Source organism: Agrobacterium larrymoorei (assembly GCF_005145045.1).
In the GTDB taxonomy this organism is placed as follows: domain Bacteria; phylum Pseudomonadota; class Alphaproteobacteria; order Rhizobiales; family Rhizobiaceae; genus Agrobacterium; species Agrobacterium larrymoorei.
In genome coordinates, this window is sequence record NZ_CP039691.1 from 1719758 (window position 1) to 1744601 (window position 24844).

The following is a 24844-nucleotide window of genomic DNA, read 5'->3' on the forward strand; positions in this document are numbered from 1 at the left end:
CATTAGGGAATCAGTTGACCGGTAGTGGTGCGTAATCGAGGGGCTGGGCAAAAATGACTGATAGAATGTCATCGAAAGATTTAGTCGATTTCGAAGACCTTTCGGGTGATGCCGTTGACCTGATTGAGATCACCGGCGTCGTAAAATGGTTCGACGTTGCCAAGGGCTTCGGTTTCATGGTGCCGGACAATGGCATGCAGGATGTTCTTCTGCACGTCTCCTGCCTGCGTCGCGATGGTTATCAGACTATTCTGGAAGGTACGCGCATCGTCGCGCTCATTCAGCGTCGGGATCGCGGTTATCAGGCGTTCCGCATTCTTTCCATGGATCAGTCCACGGCTGTTCATCCTTCGCAGATGCCGCCGGTGCGCACCCATGTTCAGGTAACGCCGCATAGCGGGCTGGAGCGCGCCATCGTCAAGTGGTTCAACCGCACCAAGGGCTTCGGCTTCCTGACGCGCGGTGAAGGCACGGAAGACATCTTCATTCACATGGAAACGCTGCGCCGCTTCGGCCTGGCGGAACTTCGCCCCGGTCAGGTCGTTCTGGTACGGTATGGCGATGGCGACAAGGGGCTGATGGCTGCCGAAGTGCATCCGGATAACCCGGCCAGAATTGGAATGGCTCACTGATGAACGGTTTTCGTTTCAGCATACTGACAAGCGCCTTTCTGGCGCTTCTCTTTTTTGTGGCTTCGCCGATGAGCAGCTTGGCTCAAGAAACCTTTTCAACGGAAAAGCTGGAAATCGTAACAGCGTCTGGCGCGACCCACAGCTTTACGGTGGAGCTTGCGAATACGGATGGGCAAAGGCAGCAGGGCCTTATGTTCCGCAAGTCCATGGCCGCGGATCAGGGAATGATCTTCGATTTCGGTATGGATCGCGATGTCGCCATGTGGATGAAAAACACCTTCATCCCACTCGACATGCTGTTCATTTCCAAGGCTGGAAAGATAACTCATATCAGTCCGAACGCCGTACCGCACTCGGAAGCGATCATCAGCTCTCGCGGACCGGTACGTTTTGTTCTGGAACTGAATGCTAGCACCGCAAAAAAGCTCGGCATTGCAGCCGGTGACACGGTGAAAAGCCAGCAGATCGAAAAGGCGCGTTAAGGCCAAACGGCCGGGCGATTTCCGCCCGGCATTCCATTATCAATATACGGGCTCTACGTGGCTCAGGATACGGCAGTTCGAAATGGACGACGCCAGATTGATAGCGATGTCGATTGCCTCGACGGAATCGGCAGTACCTTCCAGATAAATGACATCGTTTTCGGCCATTGCCGAGATGCTGGATTTTTCCAGACCGGATTCAAATGCCAGTGCCGATGTGATCGCCTGGCACACACCGGCCATACGATCTCCAAAAAAGCTTTCCTGAATTCCAGACAGATTGAACATAATCGGACCTCGTTCATTATGAGCATTGTTAACGCGCGGATGAATGAATCGTTCATCTCCGGTTCATGTGTTTGTTCATTTTCCATTCATCTTGCAAAAAAGAAACCCCTAATCCGTTCACATTTTTCGTGAAGGGGAACTATTTAGTGATTTCTAAGGTTCACCCGCTGGCGGTAGGGAAGGAGGATCACATGCTTATTCATAAAACTGATCCATGCCACCACGCACAGTGGATAAAGCCGGTAGCAGTTCATTTGCCCCGGTGCGCTGCGGTGGAAATCTATAGTCCGTTGGTCGCTCTCGACATGCTGATGTATCGTTGGCCGAACGACCACGGCATGGAATATGAGGAAGCCAAGCGACAATGTCTGGAAGCGATTTCAGGCAGATGCGACATCGAATCGGCCAGAGAAGCGTTCATGGCTGCAAGCAGCCACGCGCATATTCTGAACATTCATTGAGGATTTGGCGTCGGGGCTAATGACGCGAAATTCGAAAACCAGAGGGCTGACGGTAATCGATCAGCCCTTTGCTTTTTCTACAAATCTCACACAGCTGGATTGGGAGCTGGCGTGGACTGCTCTTCCTCCACCCTCGCCATCCAGTCAAGCAGCTTTGAGGATAAGGGGCAGATGATCGCAAAAAGGATCAATCCTCCGAATACATCGGAAAGATGATGTCCACCCTGAACGAGAGTCGCGGGGACCATCATGAGGTTGAGCCCCCAAGCCGCAACGAGGGCAAACGTATAGCGCGGCACGAACCAGACCGACATTGCCGCCATGAATATGTGAAACGAGGGGAAGCCGATGAGGCCAAGCACATTTGCTGGCGAAAGATAGCTCACACCCTCGCGCCCTAATCTTATGAGCTCCTGCCCGTAAGCGGGATCGACTGCGAGGGGGATGGCTTGCATGACCCACACAGGCAGATACTGGTAGGCCTTTGCGCCATGGGTGGGAAAGAATATCCAAACCGCAATGGAAGCGAGCGCGCCCAATATCCCCGTCACCAGAAAATGATGTAGTTTCCGGCTTTTGCCTGTGAAGCCGAGTGTGATGACGATTGCCAGCAGTTGAGGCAGCGAAGTGGCATAAACGATGAACAGCGCCTTTCCAATGAGCGGATACATCGCAGCCCAGCTTACAAAGCTGCTCCACTCATATCCCACCCAGGCATCCACCTGCATCAAAGCATGATCAATCGTCGCATATTGCACCGGCAAAAACATGTAATTGAAGCCGGAGGCACTGATGGAAAAGAGGATGAAAAGGCCAGCGGAAATCAACGCCGTTGCAAGATTCGGGCTTCGCTTCAGTCCGCGATAGAGTTGACCCATCAGCAATAGAGCAACGCCTGTCATCATAGAAAAGCCGTAGCCGATAAGGTCTACCTTTACGCCCTTATGAATGATCAGGGTGATGTCGATCAGATATAATATAGAGGTGACAGCGAGAACGAAGCGCTCGGCAATAAATAGATGCATATGAATAGTCCGAAAAAATCATAAAGAGCTAAATACCGATAAACATGAGACCTGCCGCAAGCAGCAGCACCGGAACAGCGACGCCGACAAACACGCGCTGACCGCTTAAAAGAAATGCGCCAAAACCAAGTGCCGCCGCGCCAATTCGCAGCCACATCGGCGTATGCTCCAATGTTCCCGTTGGTAAAACCACCAGCTTTGCCGTGACGGCCATGACAAGCGCCGTCGCAACCGCCCTCACCCAGTGCAAGGCTTCGGAATCTTCCCTCAGCTTGTTGCCCGCAAGAACGCCAAGCCAGCGCCAGAAATCCGTCGCGATCCAGCCTGCGATGGCGATGAAAAGATAGGGCGCCCACCAAGCGTCGGTCATGGCTCGCCCTCCACGGAAGTTGGCTCAATTCGGCGGCGCAGCCAGAAACGGTCGATCAGATAGGCCAGCGTTCCGCCGCCGATGCCCGCATAAAGAATGTCGAATTCTGGTTCGATGACCGCAAAAAGCGGCCCGCCAATCACACCAATGACGAAGGCGACCTTGACGACCGAGTGTCGCGCCGACGCCCAGATCGAAGAGATGAAATAGACCGGCGTCAGGAAGAACAGCACGCCCGCGACGAGCGGTGGGAAGGCAGCGACGACGCCGTAACAAATGGCGACGATGGCCGCGTTGACCAGCGTCAACGTCATTCCGAAGCCCGCAAACCAAGCAAGCCGTGCTTCGCGCGGGACTTTGGACAGGTTTTGGGTGGCATAGACCCAAGCGGTGATCGCCACGAAATGCGACAGGAAAAGCAAAAGCCATGTTGGTGTTCTGGCCGTTCGCATTTCCGGGATGATCGACGCCACCATGGGCATCATGCGAATGGAAGACAGAGTGACTGCCAGAAAACAGGCAGCAAGCCCTGCCCCGCTGACCATAGATCCGATCAGGATCATTTTTGCCGGAAGAGCCCAGATCGTCAGCGTCATGAACACCGCCTCGCCCCGGGTGACGCCGGACTCCAGCGCAAAGGCGCTGAAGCCGACGAAGGATGTCATGAGAATGAGGGCGGGAAGCGAGAAGATTCCTCGCATTCCCCTGGCAAACCAGAGAAGAAGCGAGTCGGTATCACCGTATGCAGACATCAGAATTTCCGGAAGCAATCGATAGTCAAAAAAAAGCTGGCATGGCCGTTCATAAAGGCCGAATGCTCACCTCTCCTCTACCATGCTTTTCCGCTGATGCGCGTTGAAAAATGGCCGCCCCGCTAATCCGGTATAAAGTTCGGTTACGCAGCGTCCATTTTGGTTCTGTCAAAACAGAAGCGGCGGAGATTTCTCCCCGCCGCTTTCAAACCAGCAATATTTTCAGGCCGTCTTACTTCTTCTTCGGCACTTTCGGAACGGTGTTGCCTTTGCGACGTGGCTTGGCTTCATCGTTCTTCTTTTCGTCTTCGGCTAACAGCACCTCGGTCTGTTCCTCAACCTTGGCAGCCTTGCTCTTGGACTTCGCCTTGCCCGGAGACTTGGCTGCCTTGAGTTCCGCTTCTGGCTTCGGCTTTACCGGAGCCGTCTCTGGCAGAACATCCAGCTTCAGGCCATCCTTGCCGTCGGCACTCTTGTCCAGGCTGACGCTGACAACACCGCCCTTCTTGAGCTTGCCGAAGAGAATCTCATTGGCGAGCGGCTTCTTGATGTGCTCCTGAATGACACGCCCAAGTGGACGAGCACCCATTTTCTCATCATAGCCCTTCTCTGCGAGCCAGGCGATTGCATCCTCATGCAGATCGAAGGTGACGTTGCGTTCGGACAGCTGCGTTTCAAGCTGCATGACGAACTTCTGTACCACCTTGTGGATGACGGCTGTCGGCAGTGGCGAGAACGGAATGATCGCATCCAGACGGTTGCGGAATTCCGGCGTGAACAGGCGGTTCAGCGCCTCTTCATCCTCGCCCGAGCGCTTGGACGACCCGAAGCCGATGGCGGATTTCGCCATCTCCGAAGCGCCCGCATTCGTCGTCATGATGAGGATGACGTTGCGGAAGTCGATCTTCTTGCCGTTGTGATCGGTCAGCGAGCCGTGGTCCATGACCTGCAACAGAATGTTGTAGATGTCTGGATGCGCCTTCTCGATTTCGTCCAGCAGCACCACGGAATGCGGATGCTGGTCGACGCCATCGGTCAGAAGACCGCCCTGATCGAAGCCGACATAGCCGGGAGGCGCACCGAGCAGACGGGAAACCGTATGCCGCTCCATATATTCCGACATATCGAAGCGCAGCATTTCCACGCCCAGAGACGAGGCCAGTTGCTTGGCAACTTCCGTCTTACCAACGCCCGTCGGGCCTGAGAAGACGTAGGAACCAATCGGCTTGTTCGGCTCGCGCAGGCCAGCTCTCGCCAGCTTGATGGCAGTCGAAAGAGCCTCGATGGCCGTATCCTGACCATAAACCACCGAGCGAAGTTCCTGCTCGAGATTGGCCAGAACCATCTCGTCATCCTTCGAGACCGTCTTTGGCGGAATGCGTGCCATGGTCGCGATGGTGACTTCGATTTCCTTCTCGGTGATCAGCTTGCGGCGCTTGGATGCCGGAAGCAGCATCTGTGCCGCACCCGTTTCATCAATCACATCGATGGCCTTATCCGGCAGCTTGCGATCGGAAATATAGCGAGCGGAAAGCTCCACCGCAGCCTTGATCGCCTCGTTGGTGTAACGAAGGTGATGGTAGTCCTCGAAGTAAGGCTTCAAGCCTTTCATGATTTCGATAGCATCATCGATGGACGGTTCGTTGACGTCGATCTTCTGGAAGCGACGAACCAGCGCGCGGTCCTTCTCGAAGAACTGGCGGTATTCCTTATAGGTCGTCGAGCCGATGCAACGGATCGCACCGGAAGAGAGCGCAGGCTTCAGAAGGTTGGACGCATCCATAGCGCCGCCGGAAGTGGCACCGGCGCCAATGACAGTGTGGATTTCATCGATGAACAGCACGGCGCCCGGAAACTCCTCGAGTTCCTTGACGACCTGCTTCAGACGCTCCTCGAAATCACCGCGATACCGCGTGCCCGCAAGCAGCGTACCCATATCCAGCGAGAAGATCGTGTCGTTCTTCAACGCTTCCGGGACCTTGCCTTCCACGATGCGCTTGGCGAGACCTTCTGCAATCGCAGTTTTGCCAACGCCCGGATCACCCACATAAAGCGGGTTATTCTTGGAACGACGGCACAGAACCTGGATCGTGCGGTTCACCTCTTCATGACGACCGATCAGAGGATCGATCTTGCCGTTGCGGGCCTTGTCATTGAGGTTGACGCAGTAAGCCTTGAGTGCGTCCTGCTGCTTCTTTGCGCCGGAACCATCGTCCTCGGAGCCACTATTACGGGCAGGTTTTGCTTCATTCTCGCTCTCGTCGGCGCCGCGTGGAGTGCGGGTCTGGGAGGAGCCGGGGCGCTTGCCGATGCCATGCGAAATGTAGTTGACCGCATCGTAGCGGGTCATCTCCTGCTCCTGCAGGAAGTATGCAGCGTGGCTTTCGCGCTCTGCGAAAATTGCCACAAGCACATTCGCCCCCGTCACTTCTTCGCGACCGGATGACTGAACGTGAATGACTGCGCGCTGAATGACGCGCTGGAAGCCGGATGTGGGCTTTGAATCCTCGTCATATCCTGTGACGAGGTTGGAAAGTTCGTTGTCGACATAATCGACCACTGTCTTGCGCAACGCGGGAATATCGACGTTGCAGGCGCCCATAACGGCGGCGGCGTCGACGTCATCGATCAGCGCAAGTAGCAGATGTTCAAGCGTCGCATATTCATGGTGACGCTCATTTGCAAAGGTCAGTGCCTGGTGCAGCGCCTTCTCGAGACTCGGGGAAAAAGTTGGCACGTTGCGATCCTCATTTCTTTTCCATGACGCACTGCAGCGGGTGCTGGTGCTGTCGGGCGAAATCCATGACCTGGCTTACTTTTGTCTCTGCGACCTCATAAGTAAAGACCCCGCATTCACCCACACCATGCTGATGGACATGCAGCATGATCCGTGTGGCGGCTTCCCTGTCCTTCTGGAAAAAACGCTCCAGAATGTGAATGACGAACTCCATAGGAGTGTAATCGTCGTTCAGAAGAAGGACACGGTACAAATTCGGCCGTTTCGTTTTTGGCTTGGTGCGGGTGATAACAGACGTGCCGCGGTTCGTTCCGCCGTCTTCCCCTTCGCCCTCGCCCTGCATATAGATCGACTTAACGATCATCTTTCATCATTCTCCAAATCAAACCCGCAAGCGCTGAAGGGTGCGAGTAAGAATTTCGCCTCTTCTTATTTAGGTCTTCAGCCGGCGATTTTAAGCCCCTTGCGCTGCACTGCAATCACTAATCCGTTTCTTCTCGACGAAAGTTCGAAGGATTACGGAAGTCCCTGTCAAAAGCGTAGAGAGGTAGGCTCCACTTCGCTTTCCCGTTCAACGTGCCTCACACGATCAGCGACCGCCGAAGCGCGATTGCCACCGCATGTTCCATGGTCGCCACTTCCATCTTGCGACAGATCGAGTCCACCAGATACTGTATCGTGCGCGGCGAAAGCGACATTCTTGCGGAGATGGTTTCGAAGCTCTCACCGTCTGCCGTCAGGAACAAAACCTGCCGCTCCAGATCGGAAAGCGGCTCTCGCTGCCCGCCTTGCATCCTGCCGATAATGTTCAGCCGCTCATGCATGTGGATCATGAGCAGGTTCAGTTTCTCGATTTCCTCCAGTTCGAGATGAGCTCTCCTGCCAGAAAAGCCGATAAGTCTTGGAGAGCCTGAACTCCCGATAGCCGGAAAACTCGCACCCATGATGTTGCCGTAAGCGCGAAGACGTTCCGCCAGATCGTCACCCACATTGCCAGCCGCAACGGTTTCTTCCAAATCCCAACGTACAGGACCAAAGTTGCCCGGAGGTTGCATGAAGAGCTGTGTGGCGACATCGGTCAGGCATTCGTCCAAGTTCTGGAATAGTGCCGCCGGAATGTTGGACGGATAGAGAAAAGCAATCGGCTCCGGCTCTGCCAACCGCGCCATATCAAGTACGAAATAGCTCTGGAACCCAAATGAAGACTGGATATCGGCGAGAATACCGCCAGCTTCATCCAGCGTATTGATCCTTTGAATCCTGTCGATCAGGTGCTGATAGATTTCTTTATCCTTATGACGATGAAGCAGGTACCGACACCCGGCGACCGTTCATTCTTTCGGGGTGGCTACCGCCCTTCGTCCAGACGGACGGCGAGCGGGTTTTCAGTTTTCTCCATCCAGCATTTCCCGCACGGCGACGGCAAGCTGCTTGAGGGAGAATGGTTTTGGCAGGAAACCGAACTTCGCTTCTGCCGGAAGGTTCTTGGCAAAAGCATCTTCCGCGTAACCGGACACGAAAATGAACTTGAGGTCCGGATAGGACTTGCGCAATTCTCGCAGCAGCGAAGGGCCGTCCATTTCAGGCATCACGACGTCTGAGACGACGATATCGACCTTGCCTTCCAGTTCCTCCATCACATCGAGCGCCTCGGTACCCGACCCCGCTTCATAAACGGTGTATCCACGCGTTTCGAGCATGCGCTTTCCGCCACGGCGAACGGCCTCTTCGTCTTCCACCAGAAGAACCACGGCGGACTTGCCGGTCAGATCGACAGGCTCCTCCTTGGTTTCCGGCTTGGCGGCGACTGCATCACTGATCTGCTCGGCATTACCGCCAGCAGCGGAAGGCGCTTGCTGAACCTGCTCGACAATATGGCGTGGCAGGAAAATGCGGAACGCCGTGCCCTTGCCGACTTCGGATTCCGGATAGATGTAACCGCCCGACTGCTTGACTATGCCATAGACCATAGAAAGGCCGAGACCCGTGCCTTTGCCAACTTCCTTGGTGGTGAAGAAGGGCTCGAAAATTTTGTCCATGATTTCCGGCGGGATACCCGTGCCGGTATCGGCAACTTCGACCATAACGAGGTCTTCCGACGGAATATCGGATTTGCCGAGTTCGGCAACTTCGGCAGCCGTCATGTTGCGGGTCGTGACCTTGATCTTGCCGCCATCCGGCATGGCATCGCGGGCGTTGACGCAAAGATTGATAAGCACCTGTTCGAACTGCGAAAGATCGGTCTTCACCGGCCAGAGATCGCGCCCGTAATCCACTTCCAGCTTCACATTGGTCCCGGAAATCAGACGATCCACCAACATGCGCAGATCGCCGATCACATCGGTCAGATTAAGCACCGCCGGGCGCATCGTCTGCTTGCGGGAGAAGGCGAGCAATTGGCGAACAAGCACGGCGGCGCGGTTGGCGTTGCGCTTGATTTCCATAAGGTCGGCGAAACTCGCATCCGCCGGGCGCGCTTGCAGCAGAAGGTGGTCCGACGAAAGCAGGATCGCCGTCAGCACGTTGTTGAAATCGTGCGCGATGCCGCCAGCCAGCGTACCCACGGCGTTCATCTTCTGCGTCTGCGCCATCTGCGTTTCGAGCGCCTTCTGCTCGGTCACCTCGATTGCATAGACAATCGCGACCTCTTCCGGTGCCTCGTCGTTCTGGTCGATGACAGCGTTGACGTAAAAGCGGAAATGGCGCGTCTCATCCGTCGGGTGGCGCGAATCGAATGGTGGAATATCTCCCTGCCGATCCTTGGCCGCACTCATTGCATTTGCCAGCTTCGACTTCTCATTATCATGCAGCACCGCTTCGAACGGCATTGCATTATCGATATCATCGCGGCTGACGACGCCTGAAAACAGCTTCAGGAATGGCGCATTGGTGCGCAGAATGCGCCCCTCTCCATCCAGAGACGCAATTGCCATCGGTGTATTATTGAAGAAGCGCGTGAAGCGCATGGCCGACGAGGATTCGGCGTTTTCCTGACCCTTCGGGCGCATGAGAACAAGCGTGCGGCTTTCACCCGGCGCTCCGTCGCGCGCTGCCGTTACCTGATGAACAAGGCGCGCGGGCATGCTCTGGCCGTTGACGCGTCGCATATCGAGATCGAGCATCTCGGTGCGGTTGCCACCGGCCTGCGGCTGCACGGAATGGATCAGCGCCATGCCCTCGCCCGCAACGATGTCCGAGACCGTAAGCGAACCGGGCGAAAACTGCGCCAGATCGATGCCCAGCCACTCGGAGAGCGTTGCGTTGAGGTAGACAATTTCGCCCTTGCGGCCTGCCGAGAAGAACCCGGCGGGCGCGTGGTCGAGATAATCGATGGCGTTTTGCAGCTCGCGGAAAAATCGCTCCTGATCTTCACGCTCAGTGGTGATATCCGCTATCTGGAAGACATGCAGATCCTGCCCATTGGCATCTTTCAGAAGACGCGCCTTCAGACGGTACCAGTGCGGACCGGCCTGAGATGCATTTTGGCTCAGAGGCTTCAGAAGCCGGAATTCCTCGTAACCATCGCGGCCTTCGCGAAGACCGTTGATCAGCCGATAAAGCGCCTCCGTCGATTCGCGATCGCGTGAAAGCAGGTTTTCGAGGCTCTGGATTTCGGTCGCTCTGGTGGCACCCGTCATCTGGCAATAGGTGGCGTTGGCATAGACCAGCCGCCCCTTGGGATCGGTAATCAGCGTGCCATCGGGATGCGACGACAGAAAGCGCCTGGCCATTCCATCCGACTGGGACTGTGGCATGACCTCGATAAAGCCGATGGCGGACGAGACGAGAAAGAAGATGCCGAGCATGGCGAGAACGCCCAGAATGCCGAGCACGATCTCGTTTTCGAGCGAGTCCTTGAAATAGACGAAAGCAACCGCCGCGGCGACGAGAACCAGGGCCAGCAGCAGTATGCGCAGCACCGTTCCTGAACGAGCGCGCCTGTCCACCAAGGGGAAGTCGTTATCAGTGGTTTGACGCACCTTGGTCATCGAGGCTTTAACCCTTGCAGTTTTGCCGGCTCTTGCGACATGCGAAAAGCAATCGCTTCGAACGGAATCGCTTCTATTTCCTTGTAGCAACTTGCAGAAATATCAAAAAGCTCCGTCGTGATATAACCGTTGAGAATGCACAGCCAATAGATGTCATTTCTTCTCAGACCGTGAAACTTGCCGTCAACAAGCACATGTAACAGCCGTTGCCTTCGCCAAACTTGCAGCAAATTCGTGGAGGAACGGGATAAAATCTTGTACTTGGCGAAAAAAAATCGTCTTTTCCTGTCACGATATGTGAACAAGTGTAATGCAGTGAACGTTTCCGCTGCAAAAGGCTAAAGGGACTGGCTCTGCTATGGAAGATTTTATCGGCACTTACGGAAACCGCCTCATTCTGGCGGTAGTGGGCGTCGGAGTAGCTCTGCTGCTTCTGGCAATCGTCCTCTGGTTCATTCGCAGGCGCGGCGGCTCCGCTCCTTTCATTCGCGGCGGCAAGAACAGGCAGCCCCGTCTTCAGGTGCTGGATGCAACCGCTGTCGATGCCCGCCGTCGCCTCGTCCTCGTGCGTCGCGATAATGTCGAGCATCTCGTCATGATCGGCGGTCCGACGGATATCGTCATCGAAAGCGGTATCGGTGCCATTCCCTTTCTCAAGGACGTGCGCGATCCGCAGGATGACGCCCTACCCTCCCTTGCATCGGAACGCGCTCTGACCAGTGAGCGAACGAAGAGCCTGCCCCAAGTGCCGCAAGAGGAGATCAGGCCGGTGGCAGTTCCAGCAACCCCGGTGGCAACAACCGCTCCACCACAGCCCGAACCAAAGCAACCTCCCGTCGTGCCACCTGCGCCACGACCGGTCGCAGCAACGCCTCCACAAAGGCAGCCAGCGCCGATTGCCCAGCCGACCAACGCTGCGCAAGCAGCACCAGCAAGACCTCAGCCTGCACCAACAGCGCCCGCAGTCGCTATCGTTCCGCCCGCGCCAGTAGCTCCCGCGCGGGAAAACCTTGAAGCAGCACCTCCCCGCGTCACCGCCCGTGAGCCCGTAGCACCTATCGTCCCGGCAATCACGCCCGCCGCAGCTGCCGCGCTTGCAGCAACACCGACGGAAAACGTCGCAAAGCCGACGGTCTTACAGACACCCCCGCCAGTTGAAATCAAGCCTACCCCAGCACCGCTCTCCATCGTGAAGCCTGAGCCGGTGGAAACGTCGGAGCCCGTCATCAGTCAGGAAAGCGCTGTCGATTTCTTAGACGCCGCCCGCGAGCGTGTTCTACCGACCTACCGCGCAACGCCCCCGGTTACAGCCACCGCCACACCCAAATCGGAGCCACTCGCCCCAAGCGATAACGGCCCTGTTTTCGGTGACCAGTTGACCAGCGATTTCGAAAGCTTTCTGGAAGCCGAGATTGCCAAAAATAACAATGCCGACGCCCCTGCCATTGATCTTGACCCTGCTCCTCAGGACGGCCAGCCAGAGCCGAAACTCTCTGACGCGCCCGGCAAGACAGCCGATCAGGATGTGCAAAGGGAAATGGCGCGTATCTTCGGCGAAATGTCGGTCACGCGGGATCGGTGAATGAAAACAAAAAAGGCCGTCTTTCAGGCGGCTTTTTACAGCGATCTCAATAATACGTAGCCTAACAGATTGTCGCGAGACCCGCAGGTGTTTCAATCACGGCGCTATACCGGAGGCGTTCTCCCCAAGTGACTTTGGGCGGATCAATGATGCCGATTTCCTTATACAGTTTCTCAACCCACGGCACATCTGGATGCTGTACTTCCAAGCTCATCAAAGACATTCCATGGTCGGGCATAGAATGTGCTGGATTTCCCCTCGGACCCCAATCCATCACACATGGTGCCGCTCCACCACAGGGAAGCGAGCCATCCTCCGTGACGGCGAAAAGCCACTGAGGATCCCCTCTGGAAACGCGCTGCTGCCGCCCGAACTTATCGGCATGCTGGGTCAGCACCCCAGCAAGGTCGTCCGTCCGCGTGACCCAGCCTCTGAGGCGTCGTCCAGCATCCCATTCCGATTGAACAGTGGCACGATCATCCAGACCAAACCAGCGAGGCCTGCCCGGCGGATCGGCTTCAGGATCAACCGCAATCACTTCCAGGAAAACGTCAGTTCCAAGGCGCAGGAGAAGGTTATGGGTTCCCATCTGCGGATGCTTGCCGCCGTAGGGCATGTCTATACCCAACGTCTCTTTGACATAGGCAGCACCAGCTTCCAGAGATGGGGCGATGAGGGCAACGTGGTCCAGCTTCAGCATTTCAACCCGCAACTCCAGTAGCAAAAAAGGCCGCATCGCTGCGACCTTCTCTTTAATTCACGTAAGCACAGATCAAACCAACCGGCTCCGCTCAAGCGCAGCTTCAATGAAGCTGGCGAAGAGTGGGTGGGGGTCGAGCGGGCGGCTCTTGAGTTCCGGGTGGTACTGAACGCCGATGAACCATGGGTGATCCGGGTATTCCACCGTTTCCGGCAGAAGGCCATCCGGGGACATGCCGGAGAAGACGAGGCCGCAGTTTTCCAGACGGTCCTTGTATTCCACGTTCACTTCATAGCGGTGGCGGTGGCGTTCGGAGATATCCGTCGAGCCGTAGATTTCGGCAATCTTGGTGTCTTTCTTGAGCGCGGCCTTGTAAGCGCCAAGGCGCATCGTGCCGCCGAGGTCGCCCTTGGAGTTGCGCTTCTCGAGCTCGTTGCCTTTCACCCATTCGGTCATCAGGCCAACGACAGGTTCCTGCGTCGGGCCGAATTCGGTGGAGGATGCCTTCTCGATGCCAGCAAGATGACGCGCCGCTTCCACGACCGCCATCTGCATGCCGAAGCAGATGCCGAAATACGGAACCTGACGTTCGCGCGCGAACTGTGCCGCACGGATCTTGCCTTCCGAACCGCGCTCGCCGAAGCCGCCAGGAACCAGAATGGCGTTGACCTTTTCGAGATACGGCGCTGGATCTTCCTTTTCGAAGACTTCCGACTCAATCCATTCAAGCTTGACCTTCACGCGGTTGGCAATGCCACCGTGATGAAGCGCTTCGATGAGAGACTTATATGCATCCTTGAGGCCGGTATATTTGCCAACGATTGCGATCGTAACTTCGCCTTCCGGCGTGTGGATACGATCGCAAACCTCTTCCCACTGCTCCAGACGTGGCTTTGGCGCAGGCTCGATGCCGAATGCTGCCAAAACCTCGTTGTCCAGACCTTCCTTGTGGTATGCCATCGGAACATCGTAGATATTCGCGACATCCAGAGCCTGAATGACGGCGGATTCGCGCACGTTGCAGAACAGCGAAAGCTTGCGGCGTTCCGCATCCGGGATTTCCCGGTCTGCGCGCACCAACAGGATATCAGGGTGGATACCCAGCGCCTGCAATTCCTTGACGGAATGCTGGGTCGGCTTGGTCTTGAGTTCGCCCGCTGCCGGAATGTATGGCATCAGTGTCAGATGAACGAAGATGGCCGTGCCGCGTGGCAGGTCGTTCTTGGCCTGACGGATGGCTTCCATGAAGGGCATCGCCTCGATGTCGCCCACGGTGCCGCCGATTTCGCAGATAACGAAATCATAGTCTTCATTGCCTTCAGTCACGAAATTCTTGATTTCGTTCGTGACGTGCGGAATGACCTGAACCGTCGCGCCGAGATAATCGCCGCGGCGTTCCTTATCGATGATGTTCTTGTAAATGCGACCCGTGGTGATGTTGTCCGTCTTAGTCGCGGAACGCCCCGTAAAGCGTTCGTAGTGACCGAGATCGAGGTCCGTCTCTGCGCCATCATCGGTTACGAAAACCTCACCGTGCTGGGTGGGGCTCATCGTGCCGGGGTCGACATTGAGATAGGGGTCAAGTTTGCGAAGCCGCACCCGATATCCACGGGACTGCAACAACGCTCCGAGTGCTGCGGCCGCAATGCCCTTCCCAAGGGAAGAGACCACGCCGCCTGTGATGAATACATATCGCGCCATGGGATTCACCGGTTACCTTTTTACGATTGATTCCGCCAGCCAAAACTTTGCCTTTCCCCAAATTCGTTGTTGGCGAACCTGAAGAGCGGCTGACTGGAATGCGAACAAAAGAAAACCGGCAGGCTTTTGGCCTGCCGGAGATTTATGCGTTTGACTGACTTACTGTCCGGTCGGGACGCCAGTCGAGTTGGCCGGAGCCTGTGGCTGGGCCGGTGCTGGCGTTGCAGCGCCACCTTCAGCCGGTGCTGCTGGCGTCGTCGTTGCCGGAGCCTGCGTCGCAGGTGCTTCGTTGGCAGCGCCGTTCTGAGCAGGCGCCTGGCCTGCCGGAGCAGCTGGCGTCGTAGAAGATGGTCCGAGCGTATCCAGAATGCCGTTACCCTGACCCTGCGTTGCCGGAATGCGGTCCAGAATATCGGTCGGGCGCGATTCGTAACGGGTCAGAAGACCGAGGCCGAGGGATGTCGCGAAGAACAGGGCCGCGAGGATAGCCGTCGTGCGGGTCAGCGCATTGGCCGTACCGCGTGCGGACATGAAGCCCGAACCGCCGCCAATACCGAGGCCACCGCCTTCGGAACGCTGGATCAGCACCACGCCGACAAGCGCCAGCACGATCATGAGGTGAATAACAATCAGTACGTTCTGCATGACAATCCATTCCATGCCCCATCAGGAGCACAATGAAGAAGTTTGCGGCTCTTTACATGAGGCGAAAGCGTATTCCAAGCCCCTGAAAGACGAAAGACGATATCAGGCCGTCAATTGCTCATATGCCGCATAGATGGAAAGGAAGTCGGCTGCTTTCAAGCTCGCGCCGCCGATCAGTGCGCCGTCCACATTTTCTACGCCCATCAGCTCCAGCGCGTTGGATGGCTTCACCGAGCCGCCATAGAGAATGCGCATGCCCTTGCCTTCCGTACCGAAGCGCTTGACGAGCTCCTCGCGCATGAAAGCGTGGGCTTCCTTCACGTCTTCGACGGTCGGCGTCAGGCCGGTCCCGATGGCCCAGACAGGCTCATAGGCAATCACGGTGTTTGCAGCAGTCGCCTCATCCGGCACGGAACCGGCAAGCTGGCGCTTGAGAATATCCAGCGTCTGGCCGGACTTGCGCTCATCCGCAGTCTCGCCGATGCAGATGATGGCAACGAGATCGGCGGCATAGGCAGCAGTCGCCTTCGCCTTTACCAGATGATCCGTTTCGGCATGGTCCGTGCGGCGTTCGGAGTGGCCAACGATGACGTGGGTGCCAAAGCAATCCGCGATCATTTCAGCCGAGATATCGCCGGTATGCGCGCCAGATGCGTTCTGGTGGCAATCCTGCGCGCCGATCTTCAGCGGGCTGTCTTCGCAAAGAGCCGTCGCAACATAAAGCAGCGTCGAGGGCGGGCAGATCAGCGTTTCCACCTTGTCCGCAAGCGGTCCCTTCACCCCTTCGGCCATCGCCTTGATCTGATCAAGCGAGGCGCGCGTTCCGTTCATCTTCCAGTTTCCAGCGACGAGCGGGCGTACATCAGGGGTCATCTGCTATTCCATTCCTCTTGGCGTGTAAAAGTGCCTGTCACGGCAGTTCATGCATGTCATAATAGACAGCGAAATGAATTGGTACTTAAAAGCAAGGTTTTGGTTCAAAACTTTGGTTAAATTCGCGTCATTTCGCTGAGTTTCGGTAAGAGCGAAGCAAGTTTATTGCTCAGCGAGACAAAATCCAGTTCAAAGCCGCCCGCCAGTCCGTCATGCGAACCGGCGTTCCGTGGGTGCCGGTCTCATAGAGCGTAAAGCGCGTGGGCACTCCCGCCTTCAGCAGTCCTCGAAACATCGCCGCCTGCTGATCCGCCGAATACACCTTGTCCACACTGCCATGGGTGAACCACACCGGCTTTTTCGCCTTGATGAAAGCGCTCTTCGGAAAATCCGGATCGACCGCACCGCCAAGGATCGCCATGCCCTTGAGGTTGGCGACGGCCTGCGCATCGCGGCTGATGCCATAGCAGATAAAGCTGCCCATGGAGGCGCAGGTGAGAATGACGGGACGCCCGCCGGATTTCGCCTTCGCATCGGCGATCAGCGCGGCAACATCCGCCACGCCGTTCCGGTCGAAACTGCGCACGCTCGGCGCATAGTAGGTGCCGCCATTGTTGACGGCGAGGTTCTTTAGCCGGTTGAAATTGCCGCCGAAGGTGTAGTCATTCACACCAAGCCTGCGGTCCCCACCCCGGCCATGAATAAAAATGACGGTGAAAGCCTGACCGGATGCAGCGCCGACGCGCGCCACCTCGATCGCCCTGCCCTCGGCTGAAATCGTCTCCATGGCCTGAAATTTCTTCGACGCTAGATCGACATATCCCCGTTTCACGCGCCGCTCTGGTGTCTCGTCGCGACCATTGATGTCGCGCATTTCCTGGTAATCGATGACCTGCGAAGCACCGCCATCACCAGTGGAAAGCACGGTTTGACTGGAAAACAGATCGTCCTTGAATGGCTTCAACGGGCCGCCTGCGCTTTGCGCGGAGGCGGGCAGCGTTGCAACAGAGAGACAGAAAAGAGTACAAAAGGTGAAGATAGCTGTGGACATGCCTTGAGGAACCGTTTCATTTGCGCCACAAGTCTTGCCATCCGGGCCGCTGCGACGCAATCCTTGAAGGTAAAGCGTAAGCCGATTATGCCTGCTCGAGTAAGCTGACACCTGTACCGGCGTCCCATCATGCCTGCTCGCATGGACAAAATCTGGGCGATAATCTGATTGAACTGGACACAATGGACGATAGCAACGATCTTTTCTCTGGCATTCCCGCAGCTGCCCGCGCTGAAGCGGAGCCACGAGAAGCCGCACCCGCTGCCAAGCCCGCAGCGCCAGCCGCAAATGTGAACGCGCAGCCAAAACCGGCTCCCGCGCCTGTTGCTGCGTCCGGTGAAGAATATGGCGCGTCCTCCATTCGCGTTCTCGAAGGGCTGGAGCCGGTGCGCATGCGTCCCGGCATGTATATTGGCGGCACGGATGAGAAGGCGCTGCACCACCTCTTTGCCGAAGTCATCGATAACTCCATGGACGAGGCCGTTGCGGGCCACGCCAACTTCATCGAAGTGCATCTGGATACCGAAGGCTTCCTGACGGTGAGCGATAACGGGCGCGGTATTCCTGTGGAAAACCACCCCCAGGTGCCGGGCAAATCCACGCTCGAAGTCATCATGACCAAGCTGCATGCGGGCGGCAAGTTCGATGGCAAGGCGTATGAGACATCGGGCGGTCTGCACGGCGTCGGGGTGTCGGTCGTCAACGCGCTTTCGGATGTTCTGGAAGTGGAAGTTGCTCGTAACCGCAAGCTTTACCGCCAGCGCTTCTCTCGCGGCATTCCGCAAGGACCGCTGGAAGAACTAGGCGATGTGCACAATCGCCGCGGAACGCGCGTGCGCTTCCACCCGGATGCACAGATTTTCGGTGAGCACGCCAAGTTCGAAGCCGCGCGCATTTTCCGCATGGCGCGCTCGAAAGCCTATCTCTTCGGCGGCGTTGAAATTCGCTGGAGCTGCGATCCCGGCGTCGTGCCTGCTGGTGGAGAAATCCCTGAAAAGGCGGTGTTCCACTTCCCCGGCGGCCTGAAGGACTATCTGTCGGCCACGCTCGGCAAGGATTTCACCGTCACCCGCGAAATCTTCTCTGGTCGCACCGAAAAGACCGGTGGACACGGTGCGCTGGAATGGGCGGTGACGTGGTATGGCGGCGATGCCCAGCTGCATTCCTATTGTAATACCATCCCGACCCCCGAAGGCGGCACGCATGAGGCCGGTCTGCGTATTGCGCTGACCAAGGGTTTGAAAAATTACGCCGAGTTGACTCAGAACAAGCGCGCCCGGGAGATTACCACGGACGACGTGATGATTTCGGCGGTCGGCATGCTGTCCGTCTTCATTCGCGAGCCGGAATTCGTCGGCCAGACCAAGGACAAGCTGGCAACCGTCGAGGCTCAGCGCATCGTTGAGAACGCGCTTCGCGATCCGTTCGATCATTATCTTGCAGGCAATCCCAATGAAGCGGCCAAGCTTCTGGATTGGGTTATCGAGCGCTGCGAGGAACGCCTTCGCCGCCGCAAGGAAAAGGAAGTCAACCGCAAGACTGCCGTTCGCAAGCTACGCCTTCCCGGCAAGCTGGCGGATTGTTCTCAGAACACGGCTGAGGGTGCCGAGCTTTTCATCGTCGAGGGTGATTCGGCTGGTGGTTCCGCCAAGCAGGCGCGCAACCGCGCCAATCAGGCCATCCTGCCGCTACGCGGTAAAATCCTGAACGTCGGCAGTGCCAGCCGCGAAAAGCTTTCCGCCAACCAGCAGATCGCGGATCTCATTCAGGCGCTCGGCTGCGGCACGCGCACGAAATATCGTGACGAAGACCTGCGTTACGAACGCATCATCATCATGACCGATGCCGACGTGGACGGCGCGCATATCGCATCGCTGCTCATCACCTTCTTCTATCAGGAAATGCCCGAACTCATCCGCGGTAGCCACCTCTATCTGGCCGTCCCGCCGCTCTACAAGATCACTCAGGGATCGAAATCCGCCTATGCGCGTGACGATGCGCACCGAGCTGAACTAATGGAGAGCGAGTTCAAGGGTCGCGGTAAGATCGAAATCAGTCGCTTCAAAGGCCTTGGCGAAATGCTGCCTGCGCAGCTGAAGGAAACCACCATGGAGCCATCCAAGCGCACGCTGCTGCGCGTGGAAATCGATGACGTGGATTTCGAAGGAACGCGTGAGGCCGTTGATAACCTGATGGGCACGAAGGCCGATGCCCGCTTCCGCTTTATTCAGGACCGCGCGGCCTTTGCTGAAAATCTCGATATCTGATCTTTTCCGATCCCAAGCTCTCCGGCACATCCGCTGATGGAGAGCCTTACAACGGCATGACCTCATGAAACACGTTCTTTCGATCCAGTCCCATGTCGCCTTCGGCTATGTCGGCAACCGCGCGGCCACTTTCCCGTTGCAGCGCCTCGGCCACGAAGTCACTGTCATCAACACTGTGCAGTTCTCCAACCATACCGGTTACGGAAAATGGACGGGCGACGTTTTTTCCGCAAAGCATATCGATGACCTGATCAACGGGCTTTCCGATCTCGGCGTGCTGGAGCAAATCGATGGCCTGCTCACCGGCTATCTCGGTGATCCCGAAGTCGGCAACGCGATCCTTGCGCTGCGTGATCGCCTGCCCGCTGGTGTGCGCTGGCTTTGCGATCCCGTCATGGGCGATGTCGGACGCGGCTTTTTCGTGCGTCCAGGCATACCGGAATTCTTCAAGGACAAGGCACTGCCTCGCGCTGATATCATCACGCCGAACCAGTTCGAACTCGAATATCTGACCGGGCGGCAGATTGCCTCGCTGGAAGACGCGCGTAACGCCTGCCGCGCCGCCCATGAGATGGGCCCGGACATCGTTCTTCTGACATCGCTTATTCATGAAAATACGCGCAACGAAGAAATCCAGATGCTCGCCTCCTCCAAATCCGGCGAACAATTCCTCGTCACCACGCCCCGCCTACCTTTGGATCCTGCACCGAATGGCGCGGGCGATTGCACCTCAGCCCTCTTCCTCGGCCACATTCTTGCAGGCGAAACGCTGGGCAACGCGCTCTCCAAAACCGCTTCCAGCATCTTCGCGCTATTTCAGGAAACGCTGGCCGTCGGACGCCGGGAACTACACATTATTGCTGCGCAGGATCATTTCGTGAAGCCTGCCCCTAAGGATGTGGTGAAGCTTTGACATTCTCGCGGTCGCTTTGCGCATCCCTGTTTTCGATGCATGTAGATCGACACTGACCATTGCGCCGACTAATCACCGCGCCAGCAAACCGCGCAGCTCAATTCTCTGGCAACTCAACAGAATTGAGCGAGAGAACCGCTCGGATAGCAATTCCGCCTGAAACTCAAGTGAACGAGTCAAAAAAGCGGGCGCTCACTGCGCCCGCTTTGACTTTTATTATTATCTCGCCGCAGAAAGACCGATGATGAGGCCGCTAACGGCGTTGATCAGCAGGAACTGGTTATCAACGCGTACCCAGCGCTCATTGCGGCGCGGTTCCTTGAGGTGATAGCGACGATACTCACGGCGGTCGACAAAGTGACGACGTTCGGCAGGCGTCAGTCGCTGTCCGCGCTTCCAGCTATGCTTCTTGATAATCACCTTCTTTGTGGTGACGGTTCTCTCGTGAACACCACGGCGATCATGCCCGTTATCGTAACGGCTCTGTGCCTGAGCCAATGGAGCGGCGAGAATGGTAGCGGCCAGAAAAACGGTGACGAACTTCTTCATGGGTGGGTTCCTTTCCTGTTTCGATGAGGTGATCCTATCCCTCGAAAAGTGAATGGAAACTGAACCATTAAATTACAAAACTGTAATGGTTATTGATGCTTACGAGTGGATGTTAAAGTTGACGTCTCGCTAAAATTACACTCGGCGGCTCTCCCTGTCAGACCCGCACTGGCTGGAATGACAGGGAAAAGCCTTACTCCTCTACTTCTTCAACTCAGCCGACTTGGCCCACAGATTAATATCGGCATCCTTGGCGTAGCGGTCGATCTGGGCAAGTTCTTCAGCCGTGAAGTCTGGCTTCTCAAGTGCCTTGACGCAATCTTCCACCTGTTCGGGGCGGCTTGCGCCGATGAGGGCGGAGGTGATGCGGCCGCCTCGCAGGACCCAGGCGATTGCCATTTGGGCCAAGGTCTGGCCGCGCTTTTCGGCGATGGAATTCAGGCCGCGAATGTTTTCGATATTGCGTTCGTTGAGGAAGGCCGGGTTGAGGGATTTGCCCTGGCTGGCGCGGCTCGCATCCGGCACGCCGCCCAGATACTTTGCCGTCAGCATGCCTTGCGCCAGCGGCGAGAAGACGATGGAGCCGATGCCGAGGTCTTCCAGCGTATCCACGAGACCGTCTTCCTCGATCCAGCGATTGATCATGGAATAGCTAGGCTGATGGATGATGCAGGGCGTGCCCAGATCCTTGAGGATAGCGGCGGCTTCCCGCGTGCGCTGCGAATTGTAGGAGGAGATGCCCACGTAAAGCGCCCTGCCGGAACGGACGATATGATCCAGCGCGCCGCAGGTTTCTTCCAAAGGCGTGTCCGGGTCGAAACGGTGGGAATAGAAGATATCCACATAATCCAGCCCCATGCGCTTCAGGCTCTGGTCGCAGGAGGAAATCAGATACTTGCGGCTGCCCCATTCGCCATAGGGACCGTGCCACATATTGTAGCCGGCCTTGGACGAAATGATCAGTTCGTCACGATAACCGGCGAAATCGGTACGGAGGATTTCGCCGAATGCCGTTTCGGCGCTGCCGGGCGGCGGGCCGTAATTGTTGGCGAGATCGAAATGGGTGATACCGAGATCGAACGCTTTGCGGCAAATATCCTGCTTGGTCTTGTGCGAAAAATCATTGCCGAAATTATGCCACAGGCCGAGCGAGAGGGCCGGTAGCTTCAGGCCTGTTCTGCCGCAGTGATTATACTTCATGGATTCGTAACGGTTTTCAGCCGGTTGCCAGGCCATGGATTTCCTCCCTCATGTGGAATTGAGACCTGCCGTGACAGCGGCAGATCGAAGATGGTGTAAAACGTAAAAAGATAAGCCTTCGCTTTCAACCTTGGGATTGCGACGTGTAAAGATCGAACACTCGGAATGCAGGCTTGCCGGAATTGGAATCGGGAGAAAAGACGATGCGGCGCGTCTCCCCCGCTGCCAGATCGAAGAGATTATCGGAATACCGGCCAGCGACATCAGCCTCGATCATGACGAAAAGTGCGAGGCCATCTGCCTGAACTTCGACCTCGAACCGGCCATCATCCAGCGTGTTCACCGAGTGATGCAAACCGGACGGCTGAAGGTCGAGCGCCTTATAAGTATCGCGAACGTGGTGCCCCTCACCCGTCATGCCGTTGGATGCGATGAAGTTCCAGGATAGCAGCGCACCTTGCGGAAGCTGGTCGAGATCGATGCCTGTCAGAACCGCTGCCGCATCCGGTCCACAGGTGCCACTCCCGGATTTCAGCGGAATACGCGTGCCGTCCATGGTCAGTGCGAAGATGTTCATGTCGATTTCGACATCTTCCATCGTGTCGTTGACCATGGAGAAGCTGACGGATTTTCCGTCGTTCGAAGGAACGGCTGAGACGGCCACTGGCTGGAAGAAGCGCCGTGCGGCGTAATGCAAGGCCTTCCAGCTGCCGCCATAATCCAGGCTGGACCATGATGCGACCGGCCAGGTATCGTTGAGCTGCCAATAAAGCGTGCCCATGCAATGGGGCTTGAGAGAACGCCAGTATTCCACCGCCGTCTTGATGGCGAGCGCCTGCTGCACCTGGCTGACGTAAACGAAATTGGCGAAATCCTTCGGGAAGCGGAAATAGCGGAACATGGTCCCGGCAATCCGCTCGTTTCCGCCGGCGTTTTTCTGGTGAAGCTCGATGACCGGCGAAGCGATATTCATGTCCTTCTCATCCGCATAAGTGCGGATGACAGGCATGGACGTGTAGGACTGGAAGCCGAACTCCGAGCAGAAGCGAGGTTTGACGCTGCGGTAATTATCGAAGGACTTGTTCTCGTGCCAGACCGACCAGTAATGCATGTCGCCGGAGCCATCAGCATGCCAGGCATCGCCGTAGTCCAGATAGCCAGAGGCCGGGCTCGATGGCCACCAGAGGGCAGTTGGTGCCGCCTTCTTCAGCGACTTTTCAATCGTGCGGTTCAGGCGGTCATAAGCCACGAGATAGCGGTCACGGTTGTTGCGTGATTCCTCGAACCAGTTCAGCGCGCCGACCAACTCGTTATCGCCGCACCAGAGCGCGATGGAGGGGTGGGAGGCGAGACGCTTCACCTGATAATCCACCTCGTGTTCCACGTTGTCTAGGAAGTCATCCGTGCAGGGGTAAAGGTTGCAGGCGAACATGAAATCCTGCCAGACCATGAGGCCAAGCCTGTCGCAGAGATCATAAAACCAGTCCGGCTCATAAAATCCGCCGCCCCAGACGCGGATCATGTTCATGTTTGCATCGACAGCGGAGGTCAGCAGATCCTCGGTCTTCTCGGGGCTTGAGAGAGAATGCAGCGCATCCTGCGGAATCCAGTTGGCACCACGGCAGAAGATTTCGCGACCGTTGATGCGGAAGGCAAAGCGGCTGCCCGCCTCATCCTTGTCAGTCAGCAATTCGACGGTGCGGAAACCGATCTGGCGGGTGAGTGTTTCATCAGGAAGTTCGACGGTCAGCGTGTACAGCGCTTGCTCGCCGCTGCCTGCAGGCCACCAGAGCCTGGGGTTCTCAACGAAGAAGACATGGCGGATGACAGTTTCTCCAGCGTTTACGCCGCAATCCAGCCGCAGCTTCTCATCGCCAAGCGAGAGATGCACAGGAACGCTGGCGGCCTGCGCGGCATGAAGCGCAATCTCCACATGAAGCTCCACACCGCCATCCATGTGGTGCTGCGTGGTCGTCACATGCTCGATGCGAGCAGTATCGAGGCGACGCAGCAAAATGTTCCCGTAAAGCCCCAGAGGCGCAATCGCGATATTCCAGTCCCAGCCGAAATGGCATTGCGGTTTGCGCAGCAGATTGCCGTTGGGAATGGGCGAATTGCCCGGATGATAAGGTACATAAAATGGCTGCGCCGCCTGCCGATCGGCGCCCGCCTCGATGCTGGAATGGAAATGGATGCGGATGATGTTCTCACCCGGCTGAAGTGCCGACGATACATCCGGCCTGTATCGACGGAAGCAGTTATCAGCCGAGAGCACGGGAACATCATTGAGAAACACGACGGCGACAGTATCGAGGTAATCGATATCCAGATACCAATCGGCATCGATATCATCCACAGTAAAGCTGCGTTCGATGACCCAGTCCCGGTGCGCCACCCACTGCACGTCCTCCTCATTCCGCCCGAAATAGGGGTCGGGAATGATGGACGCTTTACGCAGCGCCGTGTGCACATCCCCCGGAACTGCCATGACGGTGGCATGCTCGCCTTCGGCTGAGAAAAGTTTCCATTCACCGGAAAGATCGAGAACAGCGTCGGCAGCGTAAGATGATGTCATGTCCATGCCCTGTCGCGTTTACTGGCGCAACCTTGTCGAAGGTTGCGAATCT

The 24844-nt window shown here is 56.8% G+C and carries 22 protein-coding genes; 6 read left to right on the forward strand and 16 right to left on the reverse strand.

Annotated elements, in window-relative coordinates:
• The first annotated feature begins 53 nt into the window (after window positions 1–53).
• Together CFBP5473_RS08200 and CFBP5473_RS08205 are read left to right on the forward strand one after the other, a co-directional pair.
• Window positions 54–632: a cold-shock protein gene (locus CFBP5473_RS08200; protein WP_027673158.1), complete on the forward strand. Its 579-nt coding sequence runs from the start codon at window positions 54–56 to the stop codon at window positions 630–632.
• Window positions 632–1114: a DUF192 domain-containing protein gene (locus CFBP5473_RS08205; RefSeq protein ID WP_027673157.1), complete on the forward strand. Its 483-nt coding sequence runs from the start codon at window positions 632–634 to the stop codon at window positions 1112–1114. The genes CFBP5473_RS08200 and CFBP5473_RS08205 overlap by 1 nt, the downstream gene beginning before the upstream one ends.
• A gap of 39 nt (window positions 1115–1153) precedes the next feature.
• On the opposite strand, the gene CFBP5473_RS08210 is transcribed toward CFBP5473_RS08205, so the two are convergent.
• Window positions 1154–1402, reverse strand: a complete 249-nt coding sequence (locus CFBP5473_RS08210; protein WP_027673156.1) for a BON domain-containing protein — start codon at window positions 1400–1402, stop codon at window positions 1154–1156.
• 191 nt (window positions 1403–1593) lie between these two features.
• Between CFBP5473_RS08210 and CFBP5473_RS08215 the strand changes: the two genes are divergently transcribed.
• Window positions 1594–1863, forward strand: a complete 270-nt coding sequence (locus CFBP5473_RS08215) for a DUF982 domain-containing protein (protein WP_027673155.1) — start codon at window positions 1594–1596, stop codon at window positions 1861–1863.
• Window positions 1864–1949: 86 nt separating this feature from the next.
• Here the strand turns inward: CFBP5473_RS08215 and CFBP5473_RS08220 are convergent, their stop codons facing one another.
• The 7 genes from CFBP5473_RS08220 to cckA all read right to left on the reverse strand — a co-directional run bounded on the left by CFBP5473_RS08220 (window position 1950) and on the right by cckA (window position 10736).
• The gene (locus CFBP5473_RS08220) at window positions 1950–2888 is read right to left on the reverse strand and encodes a phosphatase PAP2 family protein (RefSeq protein ID WP_027673154.1); all 939 of its coding nucleotides are present in this window, start codon (window positions 2886–2888) and stop codon (window positions 1950–1952) included.
• A gap of 28 nt (window positions 2889–2916) precedes the next feature.
• Window positions 2917–3258, reverse strand: a complete 342-nt coding sequence (locus CFBP5473_RS08225; RefSeq protein ID WP_027673153.1) for an AzlD domain-containing protein — start codon at window positions 3256–3258, stop codon at window positions 2917–2919.
• Window positions 3255–4010 (reverse strand): AzlC family ABC transporter permease, encoded by a 756-nt coding sequence (locus CFBP5473_RS08230; protein WP_106389292.1) that lies wholly within the window; start codon window positions 4008–4010, stop codon window positions 3255–3257. The genes CFBP5473_RS08225 and CFBP5473_RS08230 overlap by 4 nt, the downstream gene beginning before the upstream one ends.
• Before the next feature lie 232 nt (window positions 4011–4242).
• Window positions 4243–6747: an ATP-dependent Clp protease ATP-binding subunit ClpA gene (gene clpA, locus CFBP5473_RS08235; protein ID WP_027673151.1), complete on the reverse strand. Its 2505-nt coding sequence runs from the start codon at window positions 6745–6747 to the stop codon at window positions 4243–4245.
• Window positions 6748–6757: 10 nt separating this feature from the next.
• On the reverse strand, window positions 6758–7111 hold the full coding sequence (gene clpS / locus CFBP5473_RS08240; RefSeq protein WP_027673150.1) for an ATP-dependent Clp protease adapter ClpS: 354 nt from the start codon (window positions 7109–7111) through the stop codon (window positions 6758–6760).
• Window positions 7112–7328: 217 nt separating this feature from the next.
• On the reverse strand, window positions 7329–7916 hold the full coding sequence (locus CFBP5473_RS08245; protein ID WP_027673149.1) for a helix-turn-helix transcriptional regulator: 588 nt from the start codon (window positions 7914–7916) through the stop codon (window positions 7329–7331).
• A gap of 216 nt (window positions 7917–8132) precedes the next feature.
• Window positions 8133–10736, reverse strand: a complete 2604-nt coding sequence (gene cckA, locus CFBP5473_RS08250; RefSeq protein ID WP_027673148.1) for a cell cycle histidine kinase CckA — start codon at window positions 10734–10736, stop codon at window positions 8133–8135.
• A gap of 358 nt (window positions 10737–11094) precedes the next feature.
• Here cckA and CFBP5473_RS08255 point away from each other — a divergent pair, with 358 nt between their 5' ends.
• Window positions 11095–12318, forward strand: coding sequence for a flagellar biosynthetic protein FliO (locus tag CFBP5473_RS08255; protein ID WP_037170590.1), 1224 nt, complete (start codon window positions 11095–11097; stop codon window positions 12316–12318).
• Between the two features lie 61 nt (window positions 12319–12379).
• Here the strand turns inward: CFBP5473_RS08255 and CFBP5473_RS08260 are convergent, their stop codons facing one another.
• The 5 genes from CFBP5473_RS08260 to CFBP5473_RS08280 all read right to left on the reverse strand — a co-directional run bounded on the left by CFBP5473_RS08260 (window position 12380) and on the right by CFBP5473_RS08280 (window position 17288).
• Window positions 12380–13018: a VOC family protein gene (locus tag CFBP5473_RS08260; protein ID WP_027673145.1), complete on the reverse strand. Its 639-nt coding sequence runs from the start codon at window positions 13016–13018 to the stop codon at window positions 12380–12382.
• Window positions 13019–13090: 72 nt separating this feature from the next.
• Window positions 13091–14719: a CTP synthase gene (locus CFBP5473_RS08265; RefSeq protein WP_027673144.1), complete on the reverse strand. Its 1629-nt coding sequence runs from the start codon at window positions 14717–14719 to the stop codon at window positions 13091–13093.
• A 159-nt stretch (window positions 14720–14878) separates the two neighbouring features.
• A complete protein-coding gene (secG, locus tag CFBP5473_RS08270; protein WP_027673143.1) occupies window positions 14879–15364 on the reverse strand; it encodes a preprotein translocase subunit SecG in 486 nt (161 codons plus the stop codon).
• Between the two features lie 102 nt (window positions 15365–15466).
• Complete coding sequence (gene tpiA, locus CFBP5473_RS08275) at window positions 15467–16237, reverse strand: triose-phosphate isomerase (RefSeq protein WP_027673142.1); 771 nt, start codon at window positions 16235–16237, stop codon at window positions 15467–15469.
• Window positions 16238–16406: 169 nt separating this feature from the next.
• Entirely contained in the window at window positions 16407–17288 is an 882-nt protein-coding gene (locus tag CFBP5473_RS08280) for a phospholipase (protein ID WP_027673141.1), read from the reverse strand.
• Window positions 17289–17470: 182 nt separating this feature from the next.
• On the opposite strand from CFBP5473_RS08280, the gene parE reads away from it, so the two are divergent.
• The gene (gene parE, locus CFBP5473_RS08285; RefSeq protein ID WP_027673140.1) at window positions 17471–19555 is read left to right on the forward strand and encodes a DNA topoisomerase IV subunit B; all 2085 of its coding nucleotides are present in this window, start codon (window positions 17471–17473) and stop codon (window positions 19553–19555) included.
• 64 nt (window positions 19556–19619) lie between these two features.
• Window positions 19620–20468 carry a pyridoxal kinase PdxY gene (gene pdxY, locus CFBP5473_RS08290; protein ID WP_027673139.1) on the forward strand — a complete coding sequence of 283 codons (849 nt, stop codon included), beginning with the start codon at window positions 19620–19622 and terminating at the stop codon, window positions 20466–20468.
• A gap of 219 nt (window positions 20469–20687) precedes the next feature.
• Here the strand turns inward: pdxY and CFBP5473_RS08295 are convergent, their stop codons facing one another.
• The 3 genes from CFBP5473_RS08295 to CFBP5473_RS08305 form a co-directional block, all read right to left on the reverse strand.
• Window positions 20688–21017, reverse strand: coding sequence for an RcnB family protein (locus CFBP5473_RS08295; protein ID WP_027673138.1), 330 nt, complete (start codon window positions 21015–21017; stop codon window positions 20688–20690).
• Window positions 21018–21218: 201 nt separating this feature from the next.
• Entirely contained in the window at window positions 21219–22253 is a 1035-nt protein-coding gene (mgrA, locus tag CFBP5473_RS08300) for an L-glyceraldehyde 3-phosphate reductase (protein ID WP_027673137.1), read from the reverse strand.
• An 88-nt stretch (window positions 22254–22341) separates the two neighbouring features.
• Window positions 22342–24798, reverse strand: coding sequence for a beta-mannosidase (locus CFBP5473_RS08305; protein WP_413228956.1), 2457 nt, complete (start codon window positions 24796–24798; stop codon window positions 22342–22344).
• Window positions 24799–24844 lie beyond the last annotated feature (46 nt).

What these genes read in the sequence shown, in the direction of transcription:
- CFBP5473_RS08295 (WP_027673138.1), bottom strand. Translation starts at nt 21,017, where the DNA reads ATGAAGAAGTTCGTCACCGTTTTTCTGGCCGCTACCATTCTCGCCGCT.
- CFBP5473_RS08265 (WP_027673144.1), bottom strand. Translation starts at nt 14,719, where the DNA reads ATGGCGCGATATGTATTCATCACAGGCGGCGTGGTCTCTTCCCTTGGG.
- CFBP5473_RS08305 (WP_413228956.1), bottom strand. Translation starts at nt 24,798, where the DNA reads ATGGACATGACATCATCTTACGCTGCCGACGCTGTTCTCGATCTTTCC.
- CFBP5473_RS08260 (WP_027673145.1), bottom strand. Translation starts at nt 13,018, where the DNA reads ATGCTGAAGCTGGACCACGTTGCCCTCATCGCCCCATCTCTGGAAGCT.
- parE (WP_027673140.1), top strand. Translation starts at nt 17,471, where the DNA reads ATGGACGATAGCAACGATCTTTTCTCTGGCATTCCCGCAGCTGCCCGC.
- mgrA (WP_027673137.1), bottom strand. Translation starts at nt 22,253, where the DNA reads ATGGCCTGGCAACCGGCTGAAAACCGTTACGAATCCATGAAGTATAAT.
- cckA (WP_027673148.1), bottom strand. Translation starts at nt 10,736, where the DNA reads ATGACCAAGGTGCGTCAAACCACTGATAACGACTTCCCCTTGGTGGAC.
- CFBP5473_RS08215 (WP_027673155.1), top strand. Translation starts at nt 1,594, where the DNA reads ATGCTTATTCATAAAACTGATCCATGCCACCACGCACAGTGGATAAAG.
- CFBP5473_RS08255 (WP_037170590.1), top strand. Translation starts at nt 11,095, where the DNA reads ATGGAAGATTTTATCGGCACTTACGGAAACCGCCTCATTCTGGCGGTA.
- CFBP5473_RS08245 (WP_027673149.1), bottom strand. Translation starts at nt 7,916, where the DNA reads ATGGCGCGGTTGGCAGAGCCGGAGCCGATTGCTTTTCTCTATCCGTCC.
- clpS (WP_027673150.1), bottom strand. Translation starts at nt 7,111, where the DNA reads ATGATCGTTAAGTCGATCTATATGCAGGGCGAGGGCGAAGGGGAAGAC.
- tpiA (WP_027673142.1), bottom strand. Translation starts at nt 16,237, where the DNA reads ATGACCCCTGATGTACGCCCGCTCGTCGCTGGAAACTGGAAGATGAAC.
- CFBP5473_RS08210 (WP_027673156.1), bottom strand. Translation starts at nt 1,402, where the DNA reads ATGTTCAATCTGTCTGGAATTCAGGAAAGCTTTTTTGGAGATCGTATG.
- CFBP5473_RS08200 (WP_027673158.1), top strand. Translation starts at nt 54, where the DNA reads ATGACTGATAGAATGTCATCGAAAGATTTAGTCGATTTCGAAGACCTT.
- CFBP5473_RS08225 (WP_027673153.1), bottom strand. Translation starts at nt 3,258, where the DNA reads ATGACCGACGCTTGGTGGGCGCCCTATCTTTTCATCGCCATCGCAGGC.
- CFBP5473_RS08230 (WP_106389292.1), bottom strand. Translation starts at nt 4,010, where the DNA reads ATGTCTGCATACGGTGATACCGACTCGCTTCTTCTCTGGTTTGCCAGG.
- CFBP5473_RS08280 (WP_027673141.1), bottom strand. Translation starts at nt 17,288, where the DNA reads ATGTCCACAGCTATCTTCACCTTTTGTACTCTTTTCTGTCTCTCTGTT.
- secG (WP_027673143.1), bottom strand. Translation starts at nt 15,364, where the DNA reads ATGCAGAACGTACTGATTGTTATTCACCTCATGATCGTGCTGGCGCTT.
- CFBP5473_RS08220 (WP_027673154.1), bottom strand. Translation starts at nt 2,888, where the DNA reads ATGCATCTATTTATTGCCGAGCGCTTCGTTCTCGCTGTCACCTCTATA.
- CFBP5473_RS08205 (WP_027673157.1), top strand. Translation starts at nt 632, where the DNA reads ATGAACGGTTTTCGTTTCAGCATACTGACAAGCGCCTTTCTGGCGCTT.
- pdxY (WP_027673139.1), top strand. Translation starts at nt 19,620, where the DNA reads ATGAAACACGTTCTTTCGATCCAGTCCCATGTCGCCTTCGGCTATGTC.